This window comes from Amycolatopsis sp. AA4 (assembly GCF_002796545.1).
Classification (GTDB): Bacteria; Actinomycetota; Actinomycetes; order Mycobacteriales; family Pseudonocardiaceae; genus Amycolatopsis.
The window spans coordinates 213,875-238,354 of the sequence record NZ_CP024894.1 but is presented as its reverse complement, the minus strand read 5'-3'; the positions used below and the strand labels follow the sequence as shown (position 1 = coordinate 238,354).

The 24,480-nt window shown below is 71.5% G+C and carries 25 protein-coding genes; 4 read left to right on the top strand and 21 right to left on the bottom strand.

Annotated features, from left to right (window positions below):
• Positions 1–14: 14 nt before the first annotated feature.
• The 11 genes from CU254_RS01175 to CU254_RS01125 all read right to left on the bottom strand — a co-directional run bounded on the left by CU254_RS01175 (position 15) and on the right by CU254_RS01125 (position 11,207).
• On the bottom strand, positions 15–353 hold the full coding sequence (locus tag CU254_RS01175) for a hypothetical protein (RefSeq protein WP_037712180.1): 339 nt from the start codon (positions 351–353) through the stop codon (positions 15–17).
• Between the two features lie 49 nt (positions 354–402).
• The gene (locus CU254_RS01170; protein WP_009071983.1) at positions 403–873 is read right to left on the bottom strand and encodes a hypothetical protein; all 471 of its coding nucleotides are present in this window, start codon (positions 871–873) and stop codon (positions 403–405) included.
• Complete coding sequence (locus tag CU254_RS01165) at positions 873–1,445, bottom strand: hypothetical protein (RefSeq protein WP_009071981.1); 573 nt, start codon at positions 1,443–1,445, stop codon at positions 873–875. Before CU254_RS01165 ends, CU254_RS01170 begins: the two co-directional genes overlap by 1 nt.
• A 20-nt stretch (positions 1,446–1,465) precedes the next feature.
• On the bottom strand, positions 1,466–2,437 hold the full coding sequence (gene hemB, locus CU254_RS01160; RefSeq protein ID WP_009071980.1) for a porphobilinogen synthase: 972 nt from the start codon (positions 2,435–2,437) through the stop codon (positions 1,466–1,468).
• A 93-nt stretch (positions 2,438–2,530) separates the two neighbouring features.
• On the bottom strand, positions 2,531–4,063 hold the full coding sequence (locus tag CU254_RS01155; protein WP_009071977.1) for a bifunctional uroporphyrinogen-III C-methyltransferase/uroporphyrinogen-III synthase: 1,533 nt from the start codon (positions 4,061–4,063) through the stop codon (positions 2,531–2,533).
• An 82-nt stretch (positions 4,064–4,145) separates the two neighbouring features.
• Positions 4,146–5,093, bottom strand: a complete 948-nt coding sequence (hemC, locus tag CU254_RS01150) for a hydroxymethylbilane synthase (protein WP_009071975.1) — start codon at positions 5,091–5,093, stop codon at positions 4,146–4,148.
• The gene (locus tag CU254_RS01145; protein ID WP_009071974.1) at positions 5,094–6,407 is read right to left on the bottom strand and encodes a glutamyl-tRNA reductase; all 1,314 of its coding nucleotides are present in this window, start codon (positions 6,405–6,407) and stop codon (positions 5,094–5,096) included.
• Positions 6,408–7,208, bottom strand: a complete 801-nt coding sequence (locus tag CU254_RS01140) for a redox-sensing transcriptional repressor Rex (protein ID WP_009071972.1) — start codon at positions 7,206–7,208, stop codon at positions 6,408–6,410. It lies immediately after the preceding gene.
• Between the two features lie 631 nt (positions 7,209–7,839).
• Positions 7,840–9,396, bottom strand: coding sequence for a molybdopterin-dependent oxidoreductase (locus CU254_RS01135; protein ID WP_009071970.1), 1,557 nt, complete (start codon positions 9,394–9,396; stop codon positions 7,840–7,842).
• A 58-nt stretch (positions 9,397–9,454) separates the two neighbouring features.
• Positions 9,455–9,670: a glutaredoxin family protein gene (locus tag CU254_RS01130; protein WP_037716398.1), complete on the bottom strand. Its 216-nt coding sequence runs from the start codon at positions 9,668–9,670 to the stop codon at positions 9,455–9,457.
• 31 nt (positions 9,671–9,701) lie between these two features.
• A complete protein-coding gene (locus CU254_RS01125; RefSeq protein WP_009071966.1) occupies positions 9,702–11,207 on the bottom strand; it encodes an AMP-binding protein in 1,506 nt (501 codons plus the stop codon).
• A gap of 281 nt (positions 11,208–11,488) precedes the next feature.
• Between CU254_RS01125 and CU254_RS01120 the strand changes: the two genes are divergently transcribed.
• The 3 genes from CU254_RS01120 (at position 11,489) to CU254_RS01110 (ending at position 14,446) form a co-directional block, all read left to right on the top strand.
• The gene (locus CU254_RS01120) at positions 11,489–12,199 is read left to right on the top strand and encodes a sigma-70 family RNA polymerase sigma factor (protein ID WP_009071965.1); all 711 of its coding nucleotides are present in this window, start codon (positions 11,489–11,491) and stop codon (positions 12,197–12,199) included.
• A gap of 96 nt (positions 12,200–12,295) precedes the next feature.
• Complete coding sequence (locus CU254_RS01115) at positions 12,296–13,387, top strand: DUF5667 domain-containing protein (RefSeq protein WP_050788103.1); 1,092 nt, start codon at positions 12,296–12,298, stop codon at positions 13,385–13,387.
• 150 nt (positions 13,388–13,537) lie between these two features.
• Positions 13,538–14,446, top strand: a complete 909-nt coding sequence (locus CU254_RS01110; protein WP_009071962.1) for an HAD family phosphatase — start codon at positions 13,538–13,540, stop codon at positions 14,444–14,446.
• Positions 14,447–14,450: 4 nt separating this feature from the next.
• Here CU254_RS01110 and CU254_RS01105 read toward each other — a convergent pair whose 3' ends face one another.
• On the bottom strand, positions 14,451–14,858 hold the full coding sequence (locus CU254_RS01105; protein WP_009071960.1) for a RidA family protein: 408 nt from the start codon (positions 14,856–14,858) through the stop codon (positions 14,451–14,453).
• A 71-nt stretch (positions 14,859–14,929) separates the two neighbouring features.
• On the opposite strand from CU254_RS01105, the gene CU254_RS01100 reads away from it, so the two are divergent.
• Positions 14,930–15,541 (top strand): TetR/AcrR family transcriptional regulator, encoded by a 612-nt coding sequence (locus CU254_RS01100; protein ID WP_009071958.1) that lies wholly within the window; start codon positions 14,930–14,932, stop codon positions 15,539–15,541.
• A gap of 3 nt (positions 15,542–15,544) precedes the next feature.
• Here CU254_RS01100 and CU254_RS01095 read toward each other — a convergent pair whose 3' ends face one another.
• The 9 genes from CU254_RS01095 to CU254_RS01055 form a co-directional block, all read right to left on the bottom strand.
• Entirely contained in the window at positions 15,545–16,573 is a 1,029-nt protein-coding gene (locus CU254_RS01095) for a lysophospholipid acyltransferase family protein (protein WP_009071955.1), read from the bottom strand.
• Positions 16,570–17,616 (bottom strand): NAD-dependent epimerase/dehydratase family protein, encoded by a 1,047-nt coding sequence (locus tag CU254_RS01090; RefSeq protein ID WP_009071953.1) that lies wholly within the window; start codon positions 17,614–17,616, stop codon positions 16,570–16,572. Before CU254_RS01090 ends, CU254_RS01095 begins: the two co-directional genes overlap by 4 nt.
• A 261-nt stretch (positions 17,617–17,877) precedes the next feature.
• Positions 17,878–17,979 (bottom strand): 30S ribosomal protein bS22, encoded by a 102-nt coding sequence (locus CU254_RS01085; RefSeq protein WP_007030867.1) that lies wholly within the window; start codon positions 17,977–17,979, stop codon positions 17,878–17,880.
• Between the two features lie 198 nt (positions 17,980–18,177).
• Positions 18,178–18,393, bottom strand: coding sequence for a helix-turn-helix domain-containing protein (locus tag CU254_RS01080; protein WP_033291067.1), 216 nt, complete (start codon positions 18,391–18,393; stop codon positions 18,178–18,180).
• A gap of 373 nt (positions 18,394–18,766) precedes the next feature.
• The gene (proC, locus tag CU254_RS01075; RefSeq protein ID WP_037712173.1) at positions 18,767–19,579 is read right to left on the bottom strand and encodes a pyrroline-5-carboxylate reductase; all 813 of its coding nucleotides are present in this window, start codon (positions 19,577–19,579) and stop codon (positions 18,767–18,769) included.
• A gap of 24 nt (positions 19,580–19,603) precedes the next feature.
• Positions 19,604–20,434, bottom strand: coding sequence for a thioesterase family protein (locus tag CU254_RS01070; RefSeq protein ID WP_037716391.1), 831 nt, complete (start codon positions 20,432–20,434; stop codon positions 19,604–19,606).
• Positions 20,435–20,595: 161 nt separating this feature from the next.
• The gene (locus CU254_RS01065; RefSeq protein WP_037712171.1) at positions 20,596–21,399 is read right to left on the bottom strand and encodes a sugar phosphate isomerase/epimerase; all 804 of its coding nucleotides are present in this window, start codon (positions 21,397–21,399) and stop codon (positions 20,596–20,598) included.
• A gap of 34 nt (positions 21,400–21,433) precedes the next feature.
• The gene (locus CU254_RS01060) at positions 21,434–23,167 is read right to left on the bottom strand and encodes a phage holin family protein (RefSeq protein WP_100266677.1); all 1,734 of its coding nucleotides are present in this window, start codon (positions 23,165–23,167) and stop codon (positions 21,434–21,436) included.
• Between the two features lie 148 nt (positions 23,168–23,315).
• Entirely contained in the window at positions 23,316–24,299 is a 984-nt protein-coding gene (locus CU254_RS01055) for a Ppx/GppA phosphatase family protein (RefSeq protein ID WP_009071943.1), read from the bottom strand.
• Positions 24,300–24,480 lie beyond the last annotated feature (181 nt).

Sequence of the window (24,480 nt, the reverse complement as noted above, 5' to 3'; positions counted from 1 at the left end):
GGCCAGCTGTGTAATCAGTCCTTCTTCTTTTTGTGCCGCGCCCGCACCGCGAGCAGCAATTGCCGGACCGCGTCCACGACCAATACCGCGGACAGCGTGCCGAGGCCGAGCGCCCCGGCGATGTGTCCGCCGAGGTACCGCTGCGACGGCAACGGGGTGCCGTCGCCCGCCGTGGTGACGACCGGGACGACCCCGGCGTGCCACAGCGCGAACGCGATCCAGAGCACCGCTGCGGCCGCCACGACCTCGCCGAGCGCGACGAACGCGCGCCACGGCTGGTTGAGCTTCGTCTGCGGCTGGATTTCCTCCGGCGGCCAAAGCCCGGCTCCGGTCGGCTGGGGTAGGTCGATCACGGGGTCCAGCCTTTCAGGTTCGCCGCCGTTCCGCGTCCCTCGTGGGGGTTCAGTTCCGGGAGTCATCGGCCTGTTCCTCGGGTCGGTTCTTCGCGGCCAGCTCCGCGAGCGCGGACTTCAGCGCCTCGACGTCGCGGGCCCAGGCGAGCACCACCGTGCCGTCCGTCAGCTCGACCGGCAGCTCGTCGTACTTCCGCGGCACCGACCAGCCGCCGCCGAGCACGCGCGTCCCGACCGGGGCGCCGACGTCGGTCACCGAGGCAATCCGCTCGGCGGCCAGCGTCTCCCGCCCTTGCCGCAGCCCCTCGGTGGTGACCTCGAGCGAAAGAAACCGCCGCCGCGCGTAAACCCAGGGCAGCGTCAGCCCGCACAACGCGGCCCCGATCAGCACCCAGCCGACGACGTGCGTCGGCCCGCCGGTGGCCAGTTCGGCGAGCGCGCCCAGCAGCGCGAACAGCGGGCCCCAGATCAGCGCCGACCAGCCGACACCGGCCTCGGAGTACAGCGTCCTCGCCGCCATTACAGGTTCTTGCCGACCTTCGGGAAATAGTCCGCGACCTTCGGCAGGTACAGCAGGATCAGCATGACGACCAGCGCCAGCGAAGCGGCGAGCGCGAAAATGCTGCGGACTACGCCGAGTTCGAACACGACGCCGAGCACCGCCAGCAGCGTCGCGATGCTGCGCGCCGACCGCGTGCCCTCGCGGGCTTTCCAGGCGAACAGCACGAGCAGCGCGCCGAAGCACAGCGCGCCGATCAGCATGGCCCAGACGAGGACGTTGGCGTTGGCCTGCACCTGTGCCGGGTCGACCTTCTGGCCGCTTTGGCGCACCTGCTCGATCGCGTGGTCGACCAGCTGCTGCTTGAGCAAGACGGTGACGACCTGCCCGATCACCACGAGCACCACGGCCACGATCGCGAGCACGAACGCGACGTGCACCGGCGTCGGCGGCTTGGCCTTCGGCGCGATCTGCCCCGGCAGCACCGGATCCGGCGCGCGCCCGCGCTTGCGGCGCTCGTCGTCGGTGAGCCCGGAAAGATCGTCCGGGGTCACCTCGGCTGGCTTCGGGGTGTTCTTGTCCTTCTCGGCCACCCGAAAGACCCTACCCGGGCTCAGTCCAGCCAGGTCGCGGCCTCGGCCGCCCAGTAGGTCAAGATCAGGTCCGCCCCCGCGCGACGGATGGACGTCAGCACCTCGAGGACCGTGCGCTCACGCTCGAGCCAGCCGTTCGCCGCGGCCGCCTCGACCATCGCGTACTCGCCGGAGATGTTGTACGCCGCGACGGGAACCGGCGAGATGTCCGCGGCCGCCTTGATGATGTCCAAATAGGACAGAGCAGGCTTGACCATGACCATGTCCGCGCCCTCGGCGAGGTCGAGTTCGAGCTCGCGCATCGCCTCGCGCGCGTTGCCGAGGTCCTGCTGGTAAGTCTTGCGGTCGCCCTTGAGCTGGGAGTCGACGGCCTCGCGGAAAGGCCCGTAGAACGCGCTGGCGTACTTGACCGAGTAGGCCAGAATCGCGGTCTCGCTGTGCCCGACCTCGTCGAGGGCCCGGCGAATCACGCCGACCTGCCCGTCCATCATCCCGCTCGGCCCGAGCACGTGCGCCCCGGCTTCCGCCTGCGCGACCCCCATCTCGGCGTACAGCCGGAGCGTGGCGTCGTTGTCGACCACACCGTCCGCGTCGAGCACGCCACAGTGCCCGTGGTCGGTAAACTCGTCCAAGCAGGTGTCCGCCATCAACACGGTGGAATCGCCGAGTTCGCTGCGCAGATCCCGCAACGCGACGTTGAGAATGCCCTTCTCGTCCACCGCGCCAGAGCCCTGCGCATCCCGCTTCTCCGGAATACCGAAGAGCATCAGCCCGCCGACCCCAGCGTTAACCGCGTCGACAGCGGCCTTGCGCAAGGTGTCGCGAGTGTGCTGCACAACCCCAGGCATGCTGGCAATCGGCCGCGGCGCATCAAGACCCTCCGCCACGAACATCGGCAGAATCAGTTGCCGTGGCCGCAACGTGGTCTCGCTGACCAACCTGCGCATTGCCGGAGTAGTACGAAGCCTGCGGGGTCGCTGCTCAGGGAACACCCCTCCAAGGTACTCCCGCGCCTCCCCGGAAAGCCGTGAAGGGCTCCTTGAGGGAATCTGATTCCCTCAAGGAGCCCTTCACGGACAACAACCTCAGCTGCGCCGGGTGCGCTTGGCCTTGCGCGGCGGCGGCAACGCGCCCTCCGCACGAAGCCGGGCGGCGTGCTCGGCGAGCGCGTCCACCAGGTGCGGCACGTCGGCCTTCTCCGGCTGGACGTCCACTCGCAGACCGAATTCCACCGCGGTCTCGGCGGTCTTCGGCCCAATGCACGCGACCAGCGTGCGCGTGTGCGGCTTCCCGGCGATCCCGACCAGGTTCCGCACGGTCGACGACGAGGTGAAACAGACCGCGTCAAACCCGCCGGTCTTGATCATCTCGCGAGTCTCCGCGGGCGGCGGCGCGGCCCGCACAGTCCGGTAAGCCGTGACGTCGTCGACTTCCCAACCACGCTCGACCAGACCAGCCGACAGAATCTCGGTCGCGATGTCCGCCCGCGGCAACAGCACCCGGTTCACCGGGTCCAAAACGTCGTCATACGGCGGGAACTCGGCCAGCAGCCCCTCGGACGACTGCTCGCCAGTCGGCACCAGCTCCGGGATGATCCCGAACGACCGCACCTTCGCCGCCGTCGATTCGCCGACGCAGGCGATCTTCACGCCGGAGAACGCGCGCGCGTCGAGACCGAACTCCTCGAACTTCTCCCACACCGCGCGCACCGCGTTGGTGGAGGTGAAGACGATCCACTGGTACCGGCCGTCGACCAGGCCCTTGACCGACCGCTCCATCTGCGCCGGGCTGCGGGGCGGCTCGACCGAAATGGTCGGCACCTCGTGCGAGGTCGCGCCGTGGCCGCGCAGCCGCTCGGCCATCTCGCCCGCCTGCTCCTTGGTGCGCGGCACCAGGACCTTCCAGCCGTACAGCGCCCGCGACTCCCACCAGGACAGCTTCGACCGCTGCCCGGCGGCCTGCCCGACCGTCACGACCAGGGGGCCGACCAGCTCGCCCGCGTCGTTCGCGACCGAGGCGAGGGTGGTGTCCAGCGTGCGCTGGGTGTTGATGGTGCCGTTCGCGGTGACCGCGACCGGGGTGGTCGGAGCCAGCCCCTTCTCGGTGAGCTGGCTCGCCGCCTCGGCCAGGTGCGCCGAGGTCGCGTGCAGCACGATCGGGCCGGGGACCGCGGCCAGCGCGCCCCAGTCGACCTCGCCGCGGACGTCCGCCTCGGTGTAGGTGCCGCCGAGCGCGACCCCCGCGTACGCCGGCACCGCGGTGCCCGGCGCGACGCCCGGGATGACGTCGAACACGGCCGAGGTGCGAGCGACGGCCTGGACCTCGGCCACGACGGCCGGGCTGGTCAGCGGGTCGCCGGAGACCAGCCGCAGCGCGAGCCGGCCTGCCTTGGCCTCGGCGGTCAGGTCCTTCGCGACGTCGGACGGTTCGCCGACGGCGGGACGGACCTCGGCGTCGGGGGAGGCGAAGGCGAGCACGCTGGCGGGCACGTCCGGGTCGGTCACCACGACCTCGGCCTTGGCCAGGAGTTCCTGGGCGCGGACGGTGAGCAGCCCGGCGTCCCCGGGGCCCGAGCCCACGAAGGCGACGCGCCCGGCGGTCTTGCGAGCAGGGGTCATCGTTGGTGTTCTTCTCCTCTTGGGCGGCCGGTGCTCCGGCCGCTGGTGTCGGGCAGGTCGTGCGGGTCGGTGACGGCTGGCGTCACAGCGCGGGGCCGAGCAGCGCCCCGGCACCCAGGTCAAGCAGTTCGGCGGCCAGCTCCCGGCCGAGCTTCTCCGCCTCGCCGATCCCGGCGATCGCGGAAGCCCGGACCATGTCGACGCCGCCGTTCTCGCCTTCGACGGCAGCGGTGCCGCGCAGCGAGATCCGTTCCACCACCGCGCCCTCGTCGTCGAGGTCCTCGACGATCTCGGCGAGCGCGCCCACCGGCGCGCTGCACCCGGCTTCGAGCGCGGCGAGCAGAGCCCGTTCGGCCGTCACCGCGACCCGCGTGGTCTCGTCGTCCACCGCGGACGCGAGCAGGTGCTCGATGTCCACGTCGGCGGCCCGGCATTCCAGCGCCAGCGCCCCCTGCGCGGGGGCGGGCAGCATCTGGATCGGGTCGAGGGTTTCGGTGATCTCGTCCACCCGGCCGACCCTGGCCAGTCCGGCACGCGCGAGGACCACGGCATCCAGCTCGCCGTCGGTCACCTTGCGCATGCGGGTATCGATATTGCCTCGGATCGGCACGATTTCCAAACCGAGACCCAGCGCGCGCAGCTGAGCCATCCGCCGCGCCGCGCCGGTGCCGACCTTCGCGCCCGGCGGAAGCTCGCCGAGGGTGAGGCCGTCGCGGGCGATCAGCGCGTCGCGCGGGTCCTCGCGCGGCGGCACCGCGGCCAGCACGAGGCCGGCCTCGGGTGCGGTGGGCAGGTCCTTGTACGAGTGCACGGCGACGTCGATCTCGTTGCGCAGCAACGCTTCCCGCAGCGCCGAGGTGAACACGCCGACCCCGATCTGCGAGATCGGCGCACTGGAGAGGTCGCCGGGGGTGGTGACCGTGACGATCTCCACCTCCGCCCCGGTGGCGCGGATGGTGTCGGCGACGATGCCGGTCTGCGCGAGGGCGAGCTTGCTGCCCCGCGTGCCGATGCGAATGACTCTGGTCACTTACCGCTTCTTCTCGGTGTCCGGCGCTGTCGGGCTCGCCACGGCCGCAGGAGCCTGCGGGTCGAGGCAGAACAGTTCCCGCAACGCGTTGGCGTAGTCGGTGTCGGCCGTCTCGGCGGCCAGCTGCTTGACCCGCACCGTCGGCGCGTGCAGCAGCTTGTCGACCACGCGGCGAACCGTGCGGCCGACCTCTTCGCGAACCTGGCTGTCGAGTTCCGGCAGCCGGTTGTCCAGGCGGAGCAGCTCCGCGTCCACCACCTCGGCCGCGCGCCTGCGCAGCGCGGTGACCGTGGGCGTGACCTCGGCGCTGCGCTGTCCGGCGAGGTACTCGCGCACCTCGTCGAGCACGATGCCGTTGGCTTTGGCGGTCTGCCGCTCGGTGGTCGGGGCTCCCGCGTCGCGCATGCGGCGCTGGATCGTCTCCAGGTCGACCACGGTGACGTCGGCGAGTTCGGCGACCGCGGCGTCGACGTCCTTGGGCATCCCGAGGTCGCAGACGACCAGCGGACGCCCGGCGCGCGCGGGCACGTGCCCGGCGAGGAAGACCGCGTCCTGCGCCCCGGTGCACGCCACGACGACGTCGGCCAGCTCGACCGCCTCGGCGAGGGCGGACAGCGGCACCGAACGGGCCGGGATCCCCTCCGCGACGACCTTCTCGGCCAGCCGGACGGCGTTGGCTTCGGTGCGGTTGGCCACGGTGATCTCGGCGATCCCGGCCTTGCGCAGCTGCGAGGCGGTGAGCGCGCCCATCGAACCGGCCCCGACGATCAGCGCGTGCTTGCCCGCGATGTCCCCCGCGGCGGCCAGCGCCTCGGACACGACGGACGCGCCGAGCTGGTCGAGCCCGGTTTCGGAGTGCACGCGCTTGCCGACGCGCAGCGTGGTCTGGATCAGCTCGTGCAGCGTGCGGCCGACCGTGCCGGCGTCGCGCGCGGTCGCGTACGCGGACCGGATCTGGCCGAGGATCTGCGTCTCGCCGACCACCATCGAGTCCAGGCCCGAGGTGACGGAGAACAGGTGCTCGACGGCCGCGCCCGCGTAGTGCACGTACAGGCTGTCGTACAGCTCGGCGGGCTCCATCCCGGCCTTGCGGGAGAGCACCTCCGAGACGTCGTTGACGCCGCCGTGGAACGTCTCGACCACGGCGTAGACCTCGATGCGGTTGCACGTCGAGACGAGCATGACCTCGCTGATGTGCTCGGCCTGCTGCAGGTCGTGCAGGACCTTGGTCAGCTCGTCCGCGGGGATCGCCGCACGCTCGAGCGTGCCGAGATCCGCACTGCGATGGGAGAGCCCGACCGCCAACACGCTCATTCAGCGCACCACCATTCCGAGACCGCCGTCCGTGCCGGCGCCGTTACGTCCGCCGTTGCCATTGTCGGCGGCCCCGCCGGTTCCGGGTAACCCGGGATTCCCCTGGTTTTCCCCAGCGGACCCCGTGCTCGCCGCGCTGTCGGCGCGCCGGGCCACGTGGAACGAGAGGATCTGCAGTTCGACAGCCAGGTCGACCTTGCGGACCTCGACGTGTGCCGGCACCTGGAGCACTACCGGCGCGAAGTTGAGGATGCACTGGACGCCGCCTGCCACCAGCCTGTCGCACACCGACTGCGCGGCGGTAGGAGGTGTGGCGATGATCCCCACGGAAATCTCCCGTTCGGAGCAAACGCGAGGAATGTCGTCCATGTGCGAGACCGGGAGACCCCCCACGGGGACGCCGATCAGGTCGGGGTCGAGGTCGAAGAGCGCCTCGACCGGGAAGCCGCGGCCGGGGAAGCCGCCGTAGTTCGCGAGGGCGTGGCCGAGGTTGCCGATCCCGACCACGGCGACGCGGTGCTGCCGGGTGAGGCCGAGGATCCGCTCGATCTGGCTGACGAGCACCTGCACCTCGTAGCCGACGCCGCGGGTGCCGTAGGAGCCCAGGTAGGAGAGGTCTTTGCGGAGCTTGGCGGAGTTCACGCCCGCCGCGGCGGAGAGTTCCTCGCTGGAGACGGTGGTCGCGCCCTGCTCGGCCAAACCGGAGAGGATCCGCAGGTAGACGGCCAGCCGCGCGACGGCGGCCTCCGGGATCTGCTTCGCGCGGACCGCGGTGTCCTCCGCGTCGGAGACGGCGGGCATCTCGGCGGTCGGGGCGTTGTCGGCGTCGGGCGCGGGACGGGGAGTCCGGGCGGCGCGGCGGGTGCGGGGTTTGGCTTCGCTGTCCGCGGGGGTTTCAGCCTGGGCTTCGGCGGCGGCTCGGGCGGCTGCCCGGCTGGCGCGGCCGTTGCCGTTGACTCGCCCATTGCCCGCAGCGTGCTCTCCACCGCCCGCGACCTGGTCGTGCCCATTCTCCGGGTCCGCGGCGGAGTTTCCGTTGCGCGCCAAGCCGTTCTCGCTCACCGTGGCTCGACGGCGACTGCCCGCGGCGTGCCGTCCACCGGACCGGCGAGCGGCCGGCGGCGCGGATTCGGCACCCCCGGATTCGTCGCGGGGAGGCGTGGCCGGCGGTTCGGCACCGCCGCGCCCGCCCCGCTGTGTCACCACGCTGACTTCTCCTCAATCCGGCTTCGTGCCCGCGCTGTCCCCCACCTGCCTCGACCGGCAGTGGAAAACCAACCCTTGACCCCGCAGCTTCCGTCCGGTTCGATGCCGGTCCTCGCGGGGACGGGTTCCTACGGTAGTCCACTTGTGAACGCATGCACAAAGTCACTGGTCATCCGCATGACCAGAAGCACAACCCCGCTCGCGGCCGCGTAGAAGACGAGCAGGTTCAGGCGGCGGTGAACGGCACCGTGTGCCACCCGGTCGCGCCGTCCGGAACCGGGTCCGCCGGGTGGTCCGTCTGCGTGTACCCGGACTGGTCCGTCGCCCGCACCGTCACCGTGTGGCTGCCCGGCGGGACCGGCACCTCGGCCCACCACATCCGCCAGGTGTCCTTGTTGACCTCGGCCGAAAGCGTCGCCGGGAGCCACGCGCCCTGGTCCACCCGCACCTCGACCTTCGCGATCCCGACGTGCTGCGCCCACGCCGTCCCCGCGACCCGGACCTTGCCCGCGCGCACCGACGTCCCGCTGGCCGGCGCGTCGATCCGCGATTCGGTCTTGATCGGGGCCTGTTCCGCCCAGCCGCGCTGCAGCCAGTACGCCTGGCGCGCGTCCCAGGTGGTGAACTCCAGGTCGGTGACCCATTTGGTCGCCGAGACGTAGCCGTACAACCCCGGGATCACGATCCGCGCCGGGAAGCCGTGCTCGACCGGCAGCGGCTCGCCGTTCATGCCGATCGCCAGCATCGCGCCGCGGGCCGGATCGAGCGCGACGTTGGCCGGGGTGCCGCAGGTGAACCCGTCGACGCTCGTCGCGTACATCTGCTGCGCGCCCGCGTGCACGCCCGCCGCGTCGAGCAGGTCGACCAGGTCCACGCCGATGAAGTTCGCGGTGGAGATCAGGTCGCCGCCGACGTCGTTGGAGACGCAGGTGAGCGTCACGGTCCGCTCCACCAGCGGGCGGTTCCGGATGTCCGCGTAGGAGAAGCTCACCTCGCGGTCGACCATGCCGTGGATCTTCAGCGTCCAGTCCTCGGCCCGCACCTGCGGCACGACGAACGCGGTGTCGATCCGGTAGAAGCTCCCGTTCGGCGTGATGAACGGCGGCGAACCGAGTTTGTGGAAGTCCGCGTCCGGCGGCAGCGGCGGGGCTTTCTTCGCTGCGACCAGCGGCCCGATCGACGCGCGCGAGCCGGTCGCGCTGCCGGTCGTGGCCACGACTTCGCCGACGATCGCCGCCACGCCCGCGCCGGCCGCGATTCCCGCGCCGCGCTGCAAGACCTGACGACGGTTGAGTCCTTGCCGCGGTTCGGTTTCCGGCGGCAATGCCCGGCGATGCAGCCAGCTGAACACCAGCAGCGAAGCACCCAGCGCCAGCACCGGAGCCAGCAACGCGAGCTGTCCGACGTCCGTGCGCTCGAACACCGCGTAGATGCCGAACGCGCCGACCACGACCACCAGCAGCTGGCCCGGCAGCGGACGACTGCGCGAAAGCTGTCCGGCCAGCACCGCGAACCCGAGCAGCACCACGGCCAGGCCGATCTTGAGCACGGTCTTGTCGGCGGTCCCGATCGTCTGCTCCGCCCACACCACGACGGCGTGCGGACTGTGCGCGATCACGAAATCCGCGACCGCGACGAACGGCGACGCGCTGTATCCGACGAATCCGGCGACCAGATGCCCCACGCCCAGCGCGACGGCCAGCGAGACCAGGCCGATGAACGTCGCGATGCCCAGCGACAGGCGCGGCCGGGCGGTCGGCGGGGCTTCTTTCAACGCACTCACCCCACCATCTTCGGCGGGTGCGGCCGCATCTGGCCCGTTCGAAGCGGTTACGGGTTGCTTACCGCAGTGCCGCGCGCAGCCGTTCTTCCTCGACGCGCCAGTACCCGTGCTCGACGCCGTCGATCAGGATCACCGGCACCTGGTCGCCGTATTCGGCCTGCCATTCCGGGTCGCTGTCGACATCCGCGGTTTCCCACGGCACGCCCAGCTCGCCGCAGATCCGCGCGACGTCCGCCTCGGCCACCTCGCACAGGTGGCATCCTTCGCGGCTCATCACGGTCACTTTGTGCACGGGACCAGCCTAATCAGCGCAGCTTCAGCCGGCGCAGCTTCCCGGTCGCCGAATGCGGCAACGTCTCGGCGAACTCGACGGTGTGCGGCACCTTGTAGCCGGCGAGATTCGCGGCGCACTGGTCCACTACCTGCTGTTCCGACAACGCCGCGCCCTCCGCCGGCACCACAACCGCCTTCACCGCTTCGCCGCTTCGCTCGTCGACCACGCCCACGACGGCGGCCTCGGCCACCCCGGGCAGCTGCGAGATCACTTCCTCGACCTCGTGCGGGAAGACGTTGAAGCCGTTGACGATGATCAAGTCGTTGGCCCGGTCGACCAGGTGCAGGTCGCCGTCTGAGTCGAGGTAGCCGACGTCGCCGGTCCGGAACCAGCCTTCCGCGTCCGGCCCGTGCGCGCCGTCCGGCCAGTACCCGGAGAACAGGTTCGCGCCGCGCACCGACACCAGCCCGGTGCTGCCGCCCTCCTCGAACACGTCGTCCGGCTCGTCGGGGTCGAGCGGCAGTTCGTCCGCGGACCCGTCGGAATCCACCAGCCGCAGCTCGATCCCGCGCAGCGGCCGCCCGACCGAGCCGGGCTTCGGATAGCCGGTGACCAGCGTCGACGTCACCACCGGCGCGCATTCGGTGAGCCCGTAGCCCTCGTACACGTCGAGCCCGGCGGCCTCGCGGATCGCCGCGAGCACCTTCGGATGCAGCGGCGCGGCCCCGGACGTCAGCCGCTTCACCGTCGCCAGCCCGTGCGCCAGTTCTTCCGGTTCGAGCGCGGCGAATTCGTTGTACATCGCGGGCACGCCGGTGATCGCCGTGACGCGATGCTCGGCGCAGTCCTGGAGCGTCCGCCGGGCCTCGAAGCGCTCGGACAGCACCAGCGTCGCCCCGACCGCGGTCGCCATGAGCAGCCCCGGACCGAGGCCGTAGACGTGGAAGAGCGGGATCGACACCAGCACCCGGTCGTCGTGCTCGGTCACTCCGTCCACTTGGGACAGTTGGGCCAGGTTCGCCAGCAACGCGCGGTGCGAGAGCAGCACTCCGCGCGGCGGCCCGGTCGTGCCGGAGGTGTACGAAATGACCGCGATGTCCTCGCCGGAGCGGGCGAGGTCGACCGGGTCGCCCGGCTCGGTGCCGCGCGGCGGCAGACCGGTGACGCCCTCAGGCAGTTCGGCGTCGTCGCGCTGCACCACGCGTTTCGCGCCGCAATGCTCCAGCAGCCGTTCCAGTTCGGGCGCGGGGGCCTGCGGGGACAGCGGCACGGCGATGCCGCCCGCGCGCAGCACTGCGAACAGGGCGACCGCGAAGTCAGCCGACGTGGGGAGCCGCAGCACCACCCGGTCGCCCGGCTCGACGCCGGAGGAGACCAGCCGGCGTGCTTGCGCGTGCGCCGCCTCGTCGAGCTCTCGCCAGGTCAGCGTGACGCCCGTGCCCGTCTCGGTGATCGCCGTGCGCTCCGGCCAGCGGCCGGCCGCGTCGGCGAGCAGGCCGGCGACGCCGTGGGCGGTGCTGATCCGGTCCACCCCCACCCCTCCCGTTCCGTTGCGGATTCGTCATCTTGTCACCCGTAATGGGGATGCCGCGAGATCGTCGCACCTCTGCCTGACCGGGACACTACCTACTTCGCGGTAACAACACGTATGCTGCTGTGCGTCGCCGGGTGGCGTTGATCACTGCCGGGTGACCCGAACAAGGGAGTCGTCGTGCCGAAGCTGCCGGTCCACGAGGGTGTGGAACACGCGCCGCGGCACGCCCGCACGCCCTCGGGTACGCGCCCGGCCGCACCAGGGACAGCCGGAGGTGCCGCCCGATGACCCGTCCGATCACCCTGTCCGCCGCCGCGCACCGCGGTCCGGTCGCGATGTTCGCCGACCGCGTGTTCGGCTCGTCCGCGGCCGCCGTGCCGCTGCCCAAGGCCGAATCCGAACCGGACGCCGCCGAGGTCGCGAAGGCCGAGGCGTGGGAGCTGGTGCGGGCCGCGCAGGCGGGCGACTCCTCCGCGTTCGGCCAGCTGTACGACCGGTACGTCGACGTCGTCTACCGCTACGCGCTCTTCCGCCTCGGCGACCGCGACCTGGCCGAGGACGTCACCAGCGAGACCTTCCTGCGCGCGCTGCGCCGGATCACGTCGGTCAGCTACCAGGGCCGCGACGTCGGCGCGTGGTTCGTCACCATCGCCCGCAACCTGATCCTCGACCACGTGAAGTCCAGCCGGTTCCGGCTCGAGGTCGTCACCGACGAGGTCGCCGAACCGGGCGGCGTGCCCGGCGGACCGGTCGGACCGGCCGCCCAGGCCGGGCCCGAACAGCAGGCGATCGCGGGCGCGACCCGGGCCGAGCTGCTGCGCTGCGTCGCCGAGCTGGGCGAGGACCAGCGCGAATGCATTGTGCTGCGGTTCCTGCAGGGTCTGTCGGTCGCGGAGACCGCGCAGATCATGGACCGCAACGAGGGCGCGGTGAAGGCGCTGCAGCACCGGGCCGTCCGGCGGCTCGCGCAGCTGCTGCCCACCGGCTTGCGTTGATCGTTCAACGAACAGCCGTAACTTTTCCGGCGTCTTAATCGTTTCTCACGCAGACCGGCGGTCAGGGCCGGGCGTTGGGTGAGACGGAGCAGCACCGTGGGCGTGCCCGGGTGGTTTTCGCGTGGTCGGACCGAGAGCGAGCGGTTCGACGACGCGATCAATGCTTCCTCCCGGCAGCAGGCGGACGAGTTCGCCGAAGAGCTGGCCCTCGTCGGCGCCCTGCGCGAACTAGGCCAAGCCGGGGCGCCCGATCCCGCGACCCGGGCCCGGATCCGCGCCGAGATCGAAGGCCGCATCGGCGAACCGCTTCCGCGCCGGCGGTGGCGGCCGCGCATGGCCGACCTCGCCGCCGCGGGCATCGCGCTGATTCTCGGGCTGGGCGGCCTCACACTGCTGCTTTCGCGCGACGCCCTGCCCGGAGACGCGCTGTACAGCGTCAAGCGAGCCGGCGAGGTCACGTCGCTCGGCCTGACCTTCGGCGACGAAGCCAAGGCCGAGAAGCACCTGAAGTTCGCCGCGAACCGCGTCACCGAACTGGGCCGGATGAACGACGCCAGCCCGGCGGCGTACGAAACCGCGCTGCACGATTTCGGCAACGACGTCCGCGCGGGCGTGGCCGAACTCACCGAACTGGCGACCACGAGCGGCAACCGCACCCGGCTGACCTCGCTGGAAGCGTGGGCGCAGAGCCAGGCGCGGCAGCTGGAGTCGGAGCGGACCGGCATTCCGGCGTCCGCCCTCGAGGACTTCCGGCAGGCCCGTCTCCTGCTCGACCGGGTCCAGCAGCGGACTTCCGCGCTCGGCTCGCGGCTGAGCTGCTACCAGATCACCACCGGCACCACCGACGAACTGGGCCTGCTGCCCGCGCGCGGCGCGTGCACGCAGCAACCGCTGTCGCCCGGCGGCTCCACGCCGAGCAGCCCGCCTCCGCCGGCTCCCGGGACGAGCGTCCCGCCCTCGGACTCCCCGCTGCCGGTGCGCTCGGTCTCGTCGCCGACGCTCAGCAGCCCGGGCACGCCCACGCCGACCCGCACGTCGGCCGAGATCCCGCACCCGCCCGCGCCGCCGAGCTTCCCGCCGCCGATCACGGCCCCGACCTCGCCCCGGATCCCGACCCGGCCCGCGCCCCCGCCGGTCGTCTCGATCCCGCCGCTGCTGCCCGGGCTCCCGCCGATCGTCGTCGGCTGACGCGACCTTCGCCACTCCCCCGAGCCGTGATCAGCACAACCCGGCAACCCCTGTCCGAGGTCCCCGCCACATCTCCAACGGGTGAGTCGCCCGGTCGCTACCCTGTGCTGCAGGACCCGGTCGGCGTCGTCCGCCGGGACGTGCCCGAACCTGGAGGCGGTGTGCGTGTCAGCTTGGCGTGGCAAGGATAAGAGTCAGGAACTGGAGCGGCTCGCCACGCTCGCGGGCGAGGCTTCGGCCGAGGCGGCCGCCTCCTCGGCTCAGCTGGCGACGACGGTTCCGCCCGCGCCGCCCGACCTCACCGCGGGCGCCTTCTTCGACGTGGACAACACGATGATGATGGGCGCGTCGATCTTCTACTTCGCGCGCGGGCTCGCCGCGCGCAAGTTCTTCACCTCGGCCGACCTCGCCGGTTTCGTGTGGGACCAGGTCAAGTTCCGCATCGGCGGGCGCGAGAACAAGGCCGACATCAAGACCCACCGCGAGCGCGCGCTGTCCTTTGTGGCCGGTCGCACGGTCGAGGAGCTCACCACGATGAGCGAGGAAATCTACGACGAGCTGATGGCGGACAAGATCTGGTCCGGCACCCGCGCGCTCGCGCAGATGCACCTCGACGCGGGCCAGCGCGTGTGGCTCGTCACCGCGACGCCGATCGAACTCGCCGCGATCATCTCGCGCCGCCTCGGCCTCACCGGCGCGCTCGGCACGGTCGCGGAAACCAAGGACGGCGTCTACACGGGACGGTTGGTCGGCGACATGCTGCACGGCCGCGCGAAGGCGCACGCGGTCCGCGCGCTCGCCTCGCGCGAAGGCCTGAACCTCAAGCGCTGCACGGCTTATTCGGATTCGCAGAACGACGTCCCGATGCTGTCGGTCGTCGGCACCGCGGTCGCGGTCAACCCGGACAGCGGCCTGCGCGACGTCGCCCGCGCCCGAGGCTGGGAAATCCGCGACTTCCGCACCGGCCGCAAAGCCGCCCGCATCGGAGTCCCGTCGGTACTCGGCGCGGGCGCGGTCGCGGGGGCGGTCGCCGCGGGGATGGCGTACCGCCGCCGCTGAGGCTTCAGTCCAGGACTGCGGTCGCCTCGACCTCGACCAACAGGTCCGGCTCCGCCAGGAACGCCACGCCGATCCCCGTCAACGGGGCCTGGATCGCGATGCCCAGCTTCTTCTCCGCGCGCTGCACGCCCTCGACGAACTCGCCCATCTTCTCCGGCGACCACTCGACGAAGTACACCGTCAGCCGCGCGACGTCCGCGAAGGTCGCGCCCACCTCGGCCAGCGCCGCGGCCACGTTCAGGTAAGCCTGCTCGACCTGCGCGGCCAGATCCCCGTCCCCGACGTGCCCGCCGTCGGCAGTCCGCGCCACCTGCCCGGCGATGCGGACCGTCCTGGAGCCAGTCGCGACGGACACCTGGCGGTAGAGGCCGACCTGCGGCAGCGCAGCTGGGTTGACCAGGGTGACAGTCATGTTCTCCTCCTGAAGCCGGGAAAGATCATCGGTCCTTCAAACATAGCATTGCAATGCTATAGAATGCCGCCATGGCGAGGGCGAAGGATCCGGCAGTGCGCACCTTGCTGCTCGAACGGGCAGCGCAGATGCTCCGCACCCGCGAACCGATCACCCTGCGCTCGCTCGTCGCCGGGACCGGAGTGTCGACGATGGCCGTCTACACGCACTTCGACAATATGGACGGTCTCTGGAAAGCCTTGCGCCAGGAGGGTTTTACCCGTTTGGCGCACCGGATGGCCGAGGTCAGCCAGTCCGCCGATCCGGTGCGCGACCACGCCGCGCTGATCTCCGCGTACCTCGGCAACGCGCTCGACCACCCGGACCTGTACCGCGTGATGTTCGACGCCAACTTCGAGCTCGAAGACGCCCAAGCCGCCGACGACACCCTCGAATACCTGGTGCAAGCCGCCGCCCGAGGCCGCGACACCGGCCGGTACCGCGAAGGCCTCGACGCACTCGAACTCGCCACGCAAAGCTGGGCCATCGCGCACGGCCTGGTCTCGCTGGTCGCCAACGGTCCCTTGCCGCGCACCACGCTCGACCACGGCGCGCCTTTGCTGACCGCGCTGTTCGTCAGCGTCGGCGACGAACCTCAGCGCTGCGAACGCTCAGTGCGCCGCGGCTGGCGGCTGCCCGGCTGACGCTCAGCCGCGGAAAACGCTGCGCCGCTGCGAAAGTCGCCGGTATAGCGCGTGCTGGATCGACTCGCGCACCTGGTCGGTGAGCGTGAACACCAGCATCGGATCCTCGACCGCGTCCGGGCCGTAGTCGTCGGTGCGGATCGGTTCGCCGAATTCGATGGTCCACTTCGTCGGCAGCGGCACCGCGCCGAGCGGGCCCAGCAGCGGGAAGAACGGCGTCACCGGGAAGTACGGCAGCCCGAACAGCCGCGCCAGCACCTTCAGCTCGCCGATCTTCGGGTACGTCTCCTCGGCCCCGACCACCGACACCGGGATGATCGGCACGCCCGCGCGCATCGCCGCGGACACGAAGCCGCCGCGGCCGAAGCGTTGCAGCTTGTACCGCGCGGAGAACGGCTTCCCGACGCCCTTGAACCCTTCCGGCCACACGCCGACCAGCTCGCCGTTGGTCAGCAGCCGTTCGGCGTCGGCGTTGCAGGCGAGCGTCTGCCCGGACTTGCGCGCGAACGACCCGACCAGCGGCAGCTTGAACACCAGATCGGCGCCGAGGCCGCGCAGGTGCCGTCCGCCGGTCTCGTCGTGCACCGCGACCGCGGTCATCAACGCGTCGAGCGGCAAGGTGCCGGAGTGGTTCGACACCAGCAGCGCGCCGCCCGCCTTCGGCAGGTTCTCGACGCCGAAGGTGTCGACGCGGAACCACTTCTCGTACAGCGCGCGCAGCGGCGGCAGCAGGAGTGTCTCGGTGAGTTCGGCGTCGAACCCGAACTCGTCCACCGCGTAGTCGCCGGTGAGCCGATGCCGCAGGAAGGTCAGCGCGCTCCGCACCGACTCCGACAACGGATCGCCCGCGGGCTCGCGCACCGGACGGGACGGCTGCGCCGGGAACTCGACGACCGGCGCGTCCACCCGCTCCTCGACCGGTTCGCGCGCGTCGGCCGGCTTCTCCCGGCCGGGTCCATGCAGCGGAATGACCTGTGCCTCGGCACTGTTCACGGGATTCGCCTCGCTTCCGGCCCTCGTCGCGTGGCTCATCGGCGCGCCTGCCCGGTGGCGGCGGCCTCGAGCACCTTGCCGGCCAGCCCGGCCAGCGCGCCGCCGTCGAGCACCGGACGCAGGCCTCGGCCGGCCACGTAATCGTCGAACGCCTCGCGGGTGGTCCAGCGGGGCGTGTACCCGAACTCCTTCTTGAGCTTCGTGATGTCGACCGCGCGGCCGAAGTTCAGCAGCCGCACCTGGTCGGGCGAGAAATCGACCACCCGGGCGCCGCGCAGCAGCTTGCCGACCGACGGCACCACGGCCCGCGGCATCGGCAGCCCGACCCGGCCCGCCCGGCGGATCGCCTGCGACAGCGTCAGCACGCCCTCGGAGGCCACGTTGAACACGCCCGGCCGGTCTTCCACCGTCGCCATTTCCAGCACTGACAGCGCGTCTGACCCGTGCAACAGCTGCAGCCGGGAGTCGTAGCCGAAGACCGTCGGCACGACCGGCAGCGAGAAGTACCGGGCCAGCACGGTGTCGACCTCGGGGCCGATGATGTTCGCGAACCGCAGCAGCGTGATCGTCAGGTCCGGGCGGCGGCGGGCGAGGCCGCGCACGTAGCCCTCCATCTCGACCGCGTCCTTCGCGTAGCCGCTGGACGACGGCGGGATCAGCTCCGAATCCTCGGTGAACACCGCCTGCGAACGCGCGCCCGCGCCGTACACCGCGGCACTGGACTTCACCACGAGCTTGCGCACCTTCGGCGCGCGCTGGCACGCGGCGAGCAGCCGCATCGTGCCGATGACGTTGACTTCCTTGACCGCCGCGCGCCGGCTCGGCCCGGCCGGATGCGCGGTGCACGAGGTGTGCACGACCGTGTCCACCTCGGCGCTGCTGATCACCTTCGCGATGAGCGGATTGCGGATGTCGGCGCGGACGAACTCGGCGCGGCCCATCCGCTGCTGGATGTCCTTGGCGGGCGGGGCGGTGTCGACGCCGATCACCCGCTCGAGATCCGGATGCGCGCCGAGCCTGGCGAGCAGCTTCCCGCCAAGGTCGCCGGCGACCCCGGTGACGAGCACGATGTTCGAGGCCATGGAACTCCCTGATCGGCAGCAGTGTGCAAGACGGAGTGATCACTCGGGGTGCGCGAACTTGCACTCGCTGAAAGCATCGCGCTGATGCGCCTGCCATGTTACCGGCCAGGGACACCCTTCTGACCAGGGCTTACCTCGTTTTTACGAGGGACGTCCGGATTGCGATCCGCACCTCACTCGATCGGGCGCAGAAAGGCCCGAACATGAGTGTGGCCCGTCCAGAGACTGGACGGGCCACGAAACCTCAATCGCGAGGACGGCTCACTTGCCGGCCTTGCGCCGCTGCACGCGCGTACGGCGCAGCAGCTTGCGGTGCTTCTTCTTCGACATGCGCTTGCGGCGCTTCTTGATCACGGAACCCATGGGCGCTCCTCTTTGGTCGTCGGTCACGCTGCCCGGCGCAGCGTCCAACGGGTGGAGCGCACAGGCACGAGCGGTTTACCAGGCTACTAGCGTCCCGGCGCGGGCCGGTCGGCGGGCATGGTTTCACGCATGCCCGGCGACCGCCCGGACCCCGCCCCGCCACCGCCCTCAACGGAGCGGCGGAGCCACGCGGCGCCCTTACCCGACGTCGAAGTAAGCACCCTGCAGGTACTCGTGCACCGCTTTTTCCGGCACCCGGAAGGACTTCCCGACTCTGACCGCGGGAAGTTCGCCCGAATGCACCAGGCGGTACACGGTCATCTTCGAGACCCGCATCAGCGTGGCCACTTCGGCGACTGTCAAAAACTGGACCTGCCCTACCGCGGGCAAATCCTCCCTCTTGTTCGGCGACATGTTTACCGCGTCCTTCGACACGTGTCGCGCCACGAGGCTTCCCCACCTGTGGTATCGACACGCACGTGCTCTTCCGAGGGTAGCGGGACAGGTGGGACTCGTGCGACGCCTGTCACCAGGATGGGCCCTCACCTGGGCCTTCGCGTAGCCCGGACGGCCCAGCAGAGTCCGGTTTGCCGGATTCAGCCGACTGCCCCGCTACGGCATAGGCGACCCTGAACGGCCCAGCGGTCTCCGCCGGCACCTTCCCGCACCCCACGGCCCGAAGCGCCCCAATGTGGCATTGGGTGCATGCGACGCACCGAACGCCACATTGGGTGCGTCAGATGCACCCAATGTGGCATTGGGGCCGGTCCGGGGTGGAGGCGGGAGCTCAGTTTTCGTGGGCGCGGCCCAGCTCCTCGGAGCGGTCGCGGGCGGCCTCGATCGCGTCGAGCAGCGCCGCGCGCACGCCGTGCTTCTCCAGTTCGCGGATCGCGTTGATGGTCGTCCCGGCCGGGGACGTGACCGCCTCGCGCAGCAGCACCGGGTGGTCCTGGCCCTCGGCGAGCATCTTCGCCGCGCCGACCGCCGACTGGATGATCAGCTGCCCGGCCAGCGCACGCGGCAGCCCGAGCAGGATGCCCGCGTCGATCATGGCCTCGACCAGGTAGAAGAAGTACGCCGGACCGGATCCGGACAGCGCGGTGACCGCGTCCTGCTGCCGCTCCGGCACCTCGACGACCTGGCCGACGTGCGACAGCAGCTCCTTGACCGTCGCGAGGTGCTCGACCGTCGCGTGCTTGCCGGGTGAGATCGCGCTCATCGCCTCGCCGACCAGCATCGGGGTGTTCGGCATCACGCGCACGACCGGGACGCCCTCGGCGAGCCGGCGTTCGTACAACGCGGTCGGCAGCCCCGCGCACAGCGAGACGACCAGCGAGCCCGTCCCGAGCAGCGGGGCCAGCTCGTCCAGCACCGGCTCGATGTCCTGCGGCTTCACCGCGACCACGAGGATGTCCGCCCGCCGCGCCGCGTCCGCGACGGTCGCCGCTTTCATGCCCGGGTAGCGCGTCTCCAGCTCGCGCGCCCGCTCCTCGTACCGTTCGGTGAAGAGCAGGTCGCCCGGCTCGTGGCCGCCGTTGAGCAGGCCCGACAGCAGGGCTTCGCCGATCTTTCCCGCACCCAGCACCGCGATCACACTCATGCGCTTCAGCGTGCCAAACGCTGCTCAGCCGCCCGGTGCCGGGGCGAGCGCCAGCTGCCGCACCTGCGCGACGAGGCGGCCTTGGGCGTCCACGACGGTCGCGTCCGAGTCGAACCACGGCTCGTGCACCGAGCGCGATTCGACCAGGATCCGCAGCCAGCCGGGGGCCGGACGGGTGCGCACCAGCGAGGTCAGCTGGACGGTCGGGGCCCAGCCGTGCCTGCCGAGGTTCGCCACCACCGGCGGGTTGAGGTCGCCGGCCAGCAGCGAGAAGTACACGTCCGGCTGGCCGGTGCGCGGCCGCGCCCACATCCGCAGCCGGGGCGGGTCGCCGGTGCGGCCGGACAGGAACCCCGCGGTCGCCGGGTCCAGGCGGACGTCGCAGGCGGCGGACAGGTGGAACGGGCCTTCCGGGGTGTCCTTGCCGAGCTGCGGCGCGCTCGACGGCGGTTCGGCGGGCATCTGCGGCAGATCCGTCCATTCGGAACGGCGCATCGGCAGCCGCCCGACCGTGACCCTCGCCTCGACGCAAGCCCGCCCGCGCTGTTCGAGCGACACCGCGACCACCGACACCCGGCGGCCGACTTTGCGCACGTCGGCGCGCAGCAAAACCGGCCCGAGCGCGGGCGCGTGCAGGAATTCGGTGCTCACCGCGAGCGGGTCGACCGTCGCGTCCCCGCGCTCGTGCAACGCGGCGGCGGCGGTTTTCGCCAGCAACGCCACCAGAAACCCGCCGTGCGGATGGACCCCGATCGCCCATTCCGCGCGCAACGTCGCGGTGAACGTGCCGTCCCCGAGCGACCGGACCGAGGTGGCCGCGTCGAAGGCGGTCGCGGTGTCGTCGGCCGCGCTCACGGACAACCGGCCACGGCGATACGGCGCGTGGAACCGGGTCCGGCGAAATCTGGAGACGGCGATGGCAACGAGGTCACGCCCGCACTTTACGGTGCCCAGCCGCCTTCGCGAGCCGAGCCGGGCAGGGACCGCCCGGACAGCCGAGCAAGATCACCCGCGCATCATTGCCCGAGATGCAACCGGGCGAAGAGCAGGGCTTCCGCGAGCGCCCGGGCCCGCGACGCCGCACCCGTCGCATGCCGCGTGTTGACCTCCAGCACCACCTGACCGGAAAAGCCGTCACTGACCAGCTTCTCCAGCAATTCCGCACACGGCTGCCCGCCATGCCCCGGAATCAGGTGTTCGTCCTTCGGGATCCCCGTCCCGTCCGCCAGGTGGACGTGGCTCAATCCCGCCCCCATCCGGTCGGCCAGCGCCAGTGCGTCCATCCGTGCCGCGGCCGAATGCGACAGATCCAGCGTGTAATGCCGGAATCCGACGTCCGTCGGGTCGATCGACGGCCGGAAAGCCGAAACGCGGGCGTCCCGCGAGCCGCCCAGCGGGCGGACCTTGAACATGTTCTCCACCGCGACGTGGACCCCGCTGGCGTCCTCCAGCTCGTCCACCAGATCGCCGAACGCGTCGCCGTACCGGCGCTGCCAGCGGAACGGCGGATGCACCACCACCGTGCGCGCGCCGAGTTCCAGCGCGGCGTCCACGGAGCGGCGCAGGCGCACCTCCGGGTCCGGCGACCAGATCCGCTGCGTGATCAGCAGCGACGGCGAATGGATCGACAGCACCGGCATCCCGGTGCGCTGCGACCAGCGCCGGATCGCCGAGACGTCCTGGCTGATCGGGTCGGCCCAGACCATGACCTCGACGCCGTCGTAGCCGAGATCCGCGGCCAGCTCGAACGCCGCGCCCGCGCGCAGCGGCCACACCGAGGCAGTGCTCAAACCCACGGGGACGGGCGCGCTCTCACTCACGCGCCCATCCTGCCCCAGCGTCCTCGGCGGCCCGCTACTTGGCCACCAGCAACAGCGCCGCGGGCGACACCGTCACCACCAGACCGACCAGAATCGCCAGCAGAGTCGTCTGCAGGTCCTCGGCGCGGCGGATCTTCCGCACGATCCAGACCAGCGCGACGATCACCAGCAACGCACCCACGAGCGCGGCCGGCGCGAGGTTGACCCACAGCCAGTTGAAGCCCAGCCACACGGCGGCCCCGCCGACGACGCCCAGCGCCAGCTGCCCGGCCAGGGTCAGCCACTGCTTGCCCGCGGACACCGCGGGTTCCGGCTCGGCCTCCGGCGCGTCCTCGGCGACGGCTTCCTCGGGGTAGTCGTCGTACTCGTCGCCTTCGGCGTAGCCCTCGGCGTGCTCGTAGCCTTCGGCGTGCTCGTACCCGTAGCCGTCGTCGCCCTCGAAGTCCGGCTGGCTCTCCGGGTAACCGGACGGCTCGGCGAACTCGCGCTCGTACTCGGCGAGGTCGTCCTCGACCGGGTCCTTGCCGCCCGGCGCGAACGGCATCGGGGCCGGGTAGCCCGCGGTCGGCGGGCCCGCGTCGTAATCCGCGGCGGCGGGCGGGTACTCGTCCTCGTAACCGTCGTCGACGTAGTCGTCTTCGACGTAATCCTCAGCCTGCTCCGGCTTCGCCCCGGCGGGCGGGACGGCCGGCATCATGCCGACCTCGGTGTCCTCCAGCTGTTCCGCCTGCCGGCGCTGGCGCCAGCCGGCGAGACCCGCGGGCGGCGCGTCCTCGGCGACGCCCTCGGCGGGCGGGCCGTCGATCGCGTCGAACTGCTCGGTGTGCGGCTCCTGCTTCGGCGCCGGGCGGCGGGCCGGGGCGCGCCGCGGCCGGTTCGGAGGGGCTGCCGGAGCACCGGGCGCGGGGAACGCGCCGCTCGCCATCGGCGTCGCGGGCGGTTCCGGGGCGTCGCCGTCGAGACCGTCGAGCCGGGCGGCCAGGCCGCCCTCCGGCGGCGCGGACGGCGGAGGCGGGGCCGGACGACGGCGGACCGGCGGCACCGCGCCGCGGGTCTCCTCGTCGGCGGCCTGCGGACGCGGCGGACGGCCGCGCGGCGGCACCGGCATCTGCCCGGATTCCTGCGGCGGAGCGGGCGGACGCACGTAACCGGACTCCTGCGGCGCGGCGGGACGCAGGTAGCCGGTGCCCTGCGGACCGGCCGCGGGCGGCGCGGGGCGGGCGAACTGGCCCGACTCCTGCGGCGGCGCGGGCGGGCGCACGTAGGCCGAATCCTGCTGGCCGTTGGCCGGCCGCGGGTACTGCCCGGACTCCTGCGGCGGAGCCGGGGGACGCACGTACGCCGAATCCTGCTGGCCGTTCACCGGGTACTGGCCGGACTCCTGCGGAGCCGGGTACTGCCCGGAAGGCTGGCCGTTCCGCGGCGGCGGCGCGGCTTCCTGCGGCGCCGGGTACTGGCCCGAAGGCTGCTGCCCGGGACGCGGGTACTGGCCCGAGTCCTGCGGGGCGGGCTGCGGGGCCGCGCCCGGACGGCGGCGGCCGCCCGGGGGACGCGACGGAGGCGGCGGGGTGCCGCCCTCGGACGCCACCCGGTCGATGATCGCCTGCGGTCCGGTGTCGGTGAGGCCCGAGCGCCGCGGGGCGGCCTCGTCCTCGTCATCGGCCGCCCTGCGCCTGCGTCGCCGTCCGCCATCGACCTGCTGCCCGTGCTGGGCGAGCAGTTCGGCCACGGTCTTCTGGGGCTGGTCGCCGCCGGTCTGGTCCGTCATACCGTGCTGTCCAAAGCGCGCTCGGGGTTGGTTGTGGTCACTCGGGCACACCTGCCTCCGGAGCCGCGCGCGATCGACACCGTGCAGTGCATGTCCGTCACCTCTTCACCGTGCCTGGTCTTCGTCGGGCAAGTCCAGTCCGCTGCTGTCACCGGTCCTCCCCGCTCGCCGAAACGCCGGCGACCGCGGTCCCAGTTTCGTCCGCGCCGTTGGCGTGGTCCAACCGCCGCAGGATGACACCCTCTCGCAGCGCCCAGGGGCAAATCTCCAACTCCGTGAGGGAGAGCGCCCGCATCGCGGCCTGCGCCACCAGCGCGCCCGCCACGAGCTGGTGCGACCGGCTCGCGCTGACGCCTTCCAGCTGGGCCAGATCCGCGGCGGTCATCCGCGAAATGAAGGCGATGAGCTGGCGAAGGGCGGTGTCGGTGAGCGTACGGCGCACGCGGGGGCCCGCCGCCGAGGGGGCCGCCCCGGTCAGCCGGGCGAGCGAGCGGAACGTCTTGGAGGTCGCCACGACCCGGTCCGGAAGGCCCTGCGCGGCGACCTTCTTCGCGAGCCCGGCGAGCTGGTCCTCGAGCCAGGCCGACGTCGCGACGACCTCGGAACGGGTCGGCGGGTCGTTGCGGAAGCGGGTGCGGGTGGTGCGCCCGGCGCCGAGCGGGAGCGATTCGGCGAGTTCGGGTTCCTCGTCGCGGCCCATCGCGACCTCGAACGATCCGCCGCCGATGTCCAGCACCAGCAGTTTCCCGGCCGACCAGCCGTACCACCGGCGGACCGCGAGGAAGGTGAGCCGCGCCTCGTCCTCACCGGACAGGACGCGCAGGTCGACGCCGGTCTCGGCGCCCACCCTGGCCAGCACCTTCGCCGAGTTCTTCGCCTCGCGCACCGCGGAGGTCGCGAACGCCAGCACGTCCTCGCAGCCGAGCCGCGCGGCCGCGGCCTTGGCCGATTCGACCGCCCGGACCAGGCCGTCCTCGCCGGGACGGCTCAGTTCGCCGGACCCGGTGAGCTGTTCGGCCAGCCGCAGCATCGTTTTCTCGGAGTGCATCGGGGTCGGGTGGGCGCCACGGTGGGCGTCGACCACGAGCAAGTGGACGGTATTGGAACCGACGTCGAGTACCCCTAGGCGCACGAGGATTCAGCGTACCGGTCCCAGTGCCAGGTCTCGAAACTGTAACCAACTCCACTCGGATCCACATCAACTCAGCGTGCGCGGACCGGCACGGTGTGCACGGAAACCCGGACAAAAGCCGTGAAGGACTCCTTGGGGGAATCAGATTCCCTCAAGGAGTCCTTCACGGACGGTTCGAAAG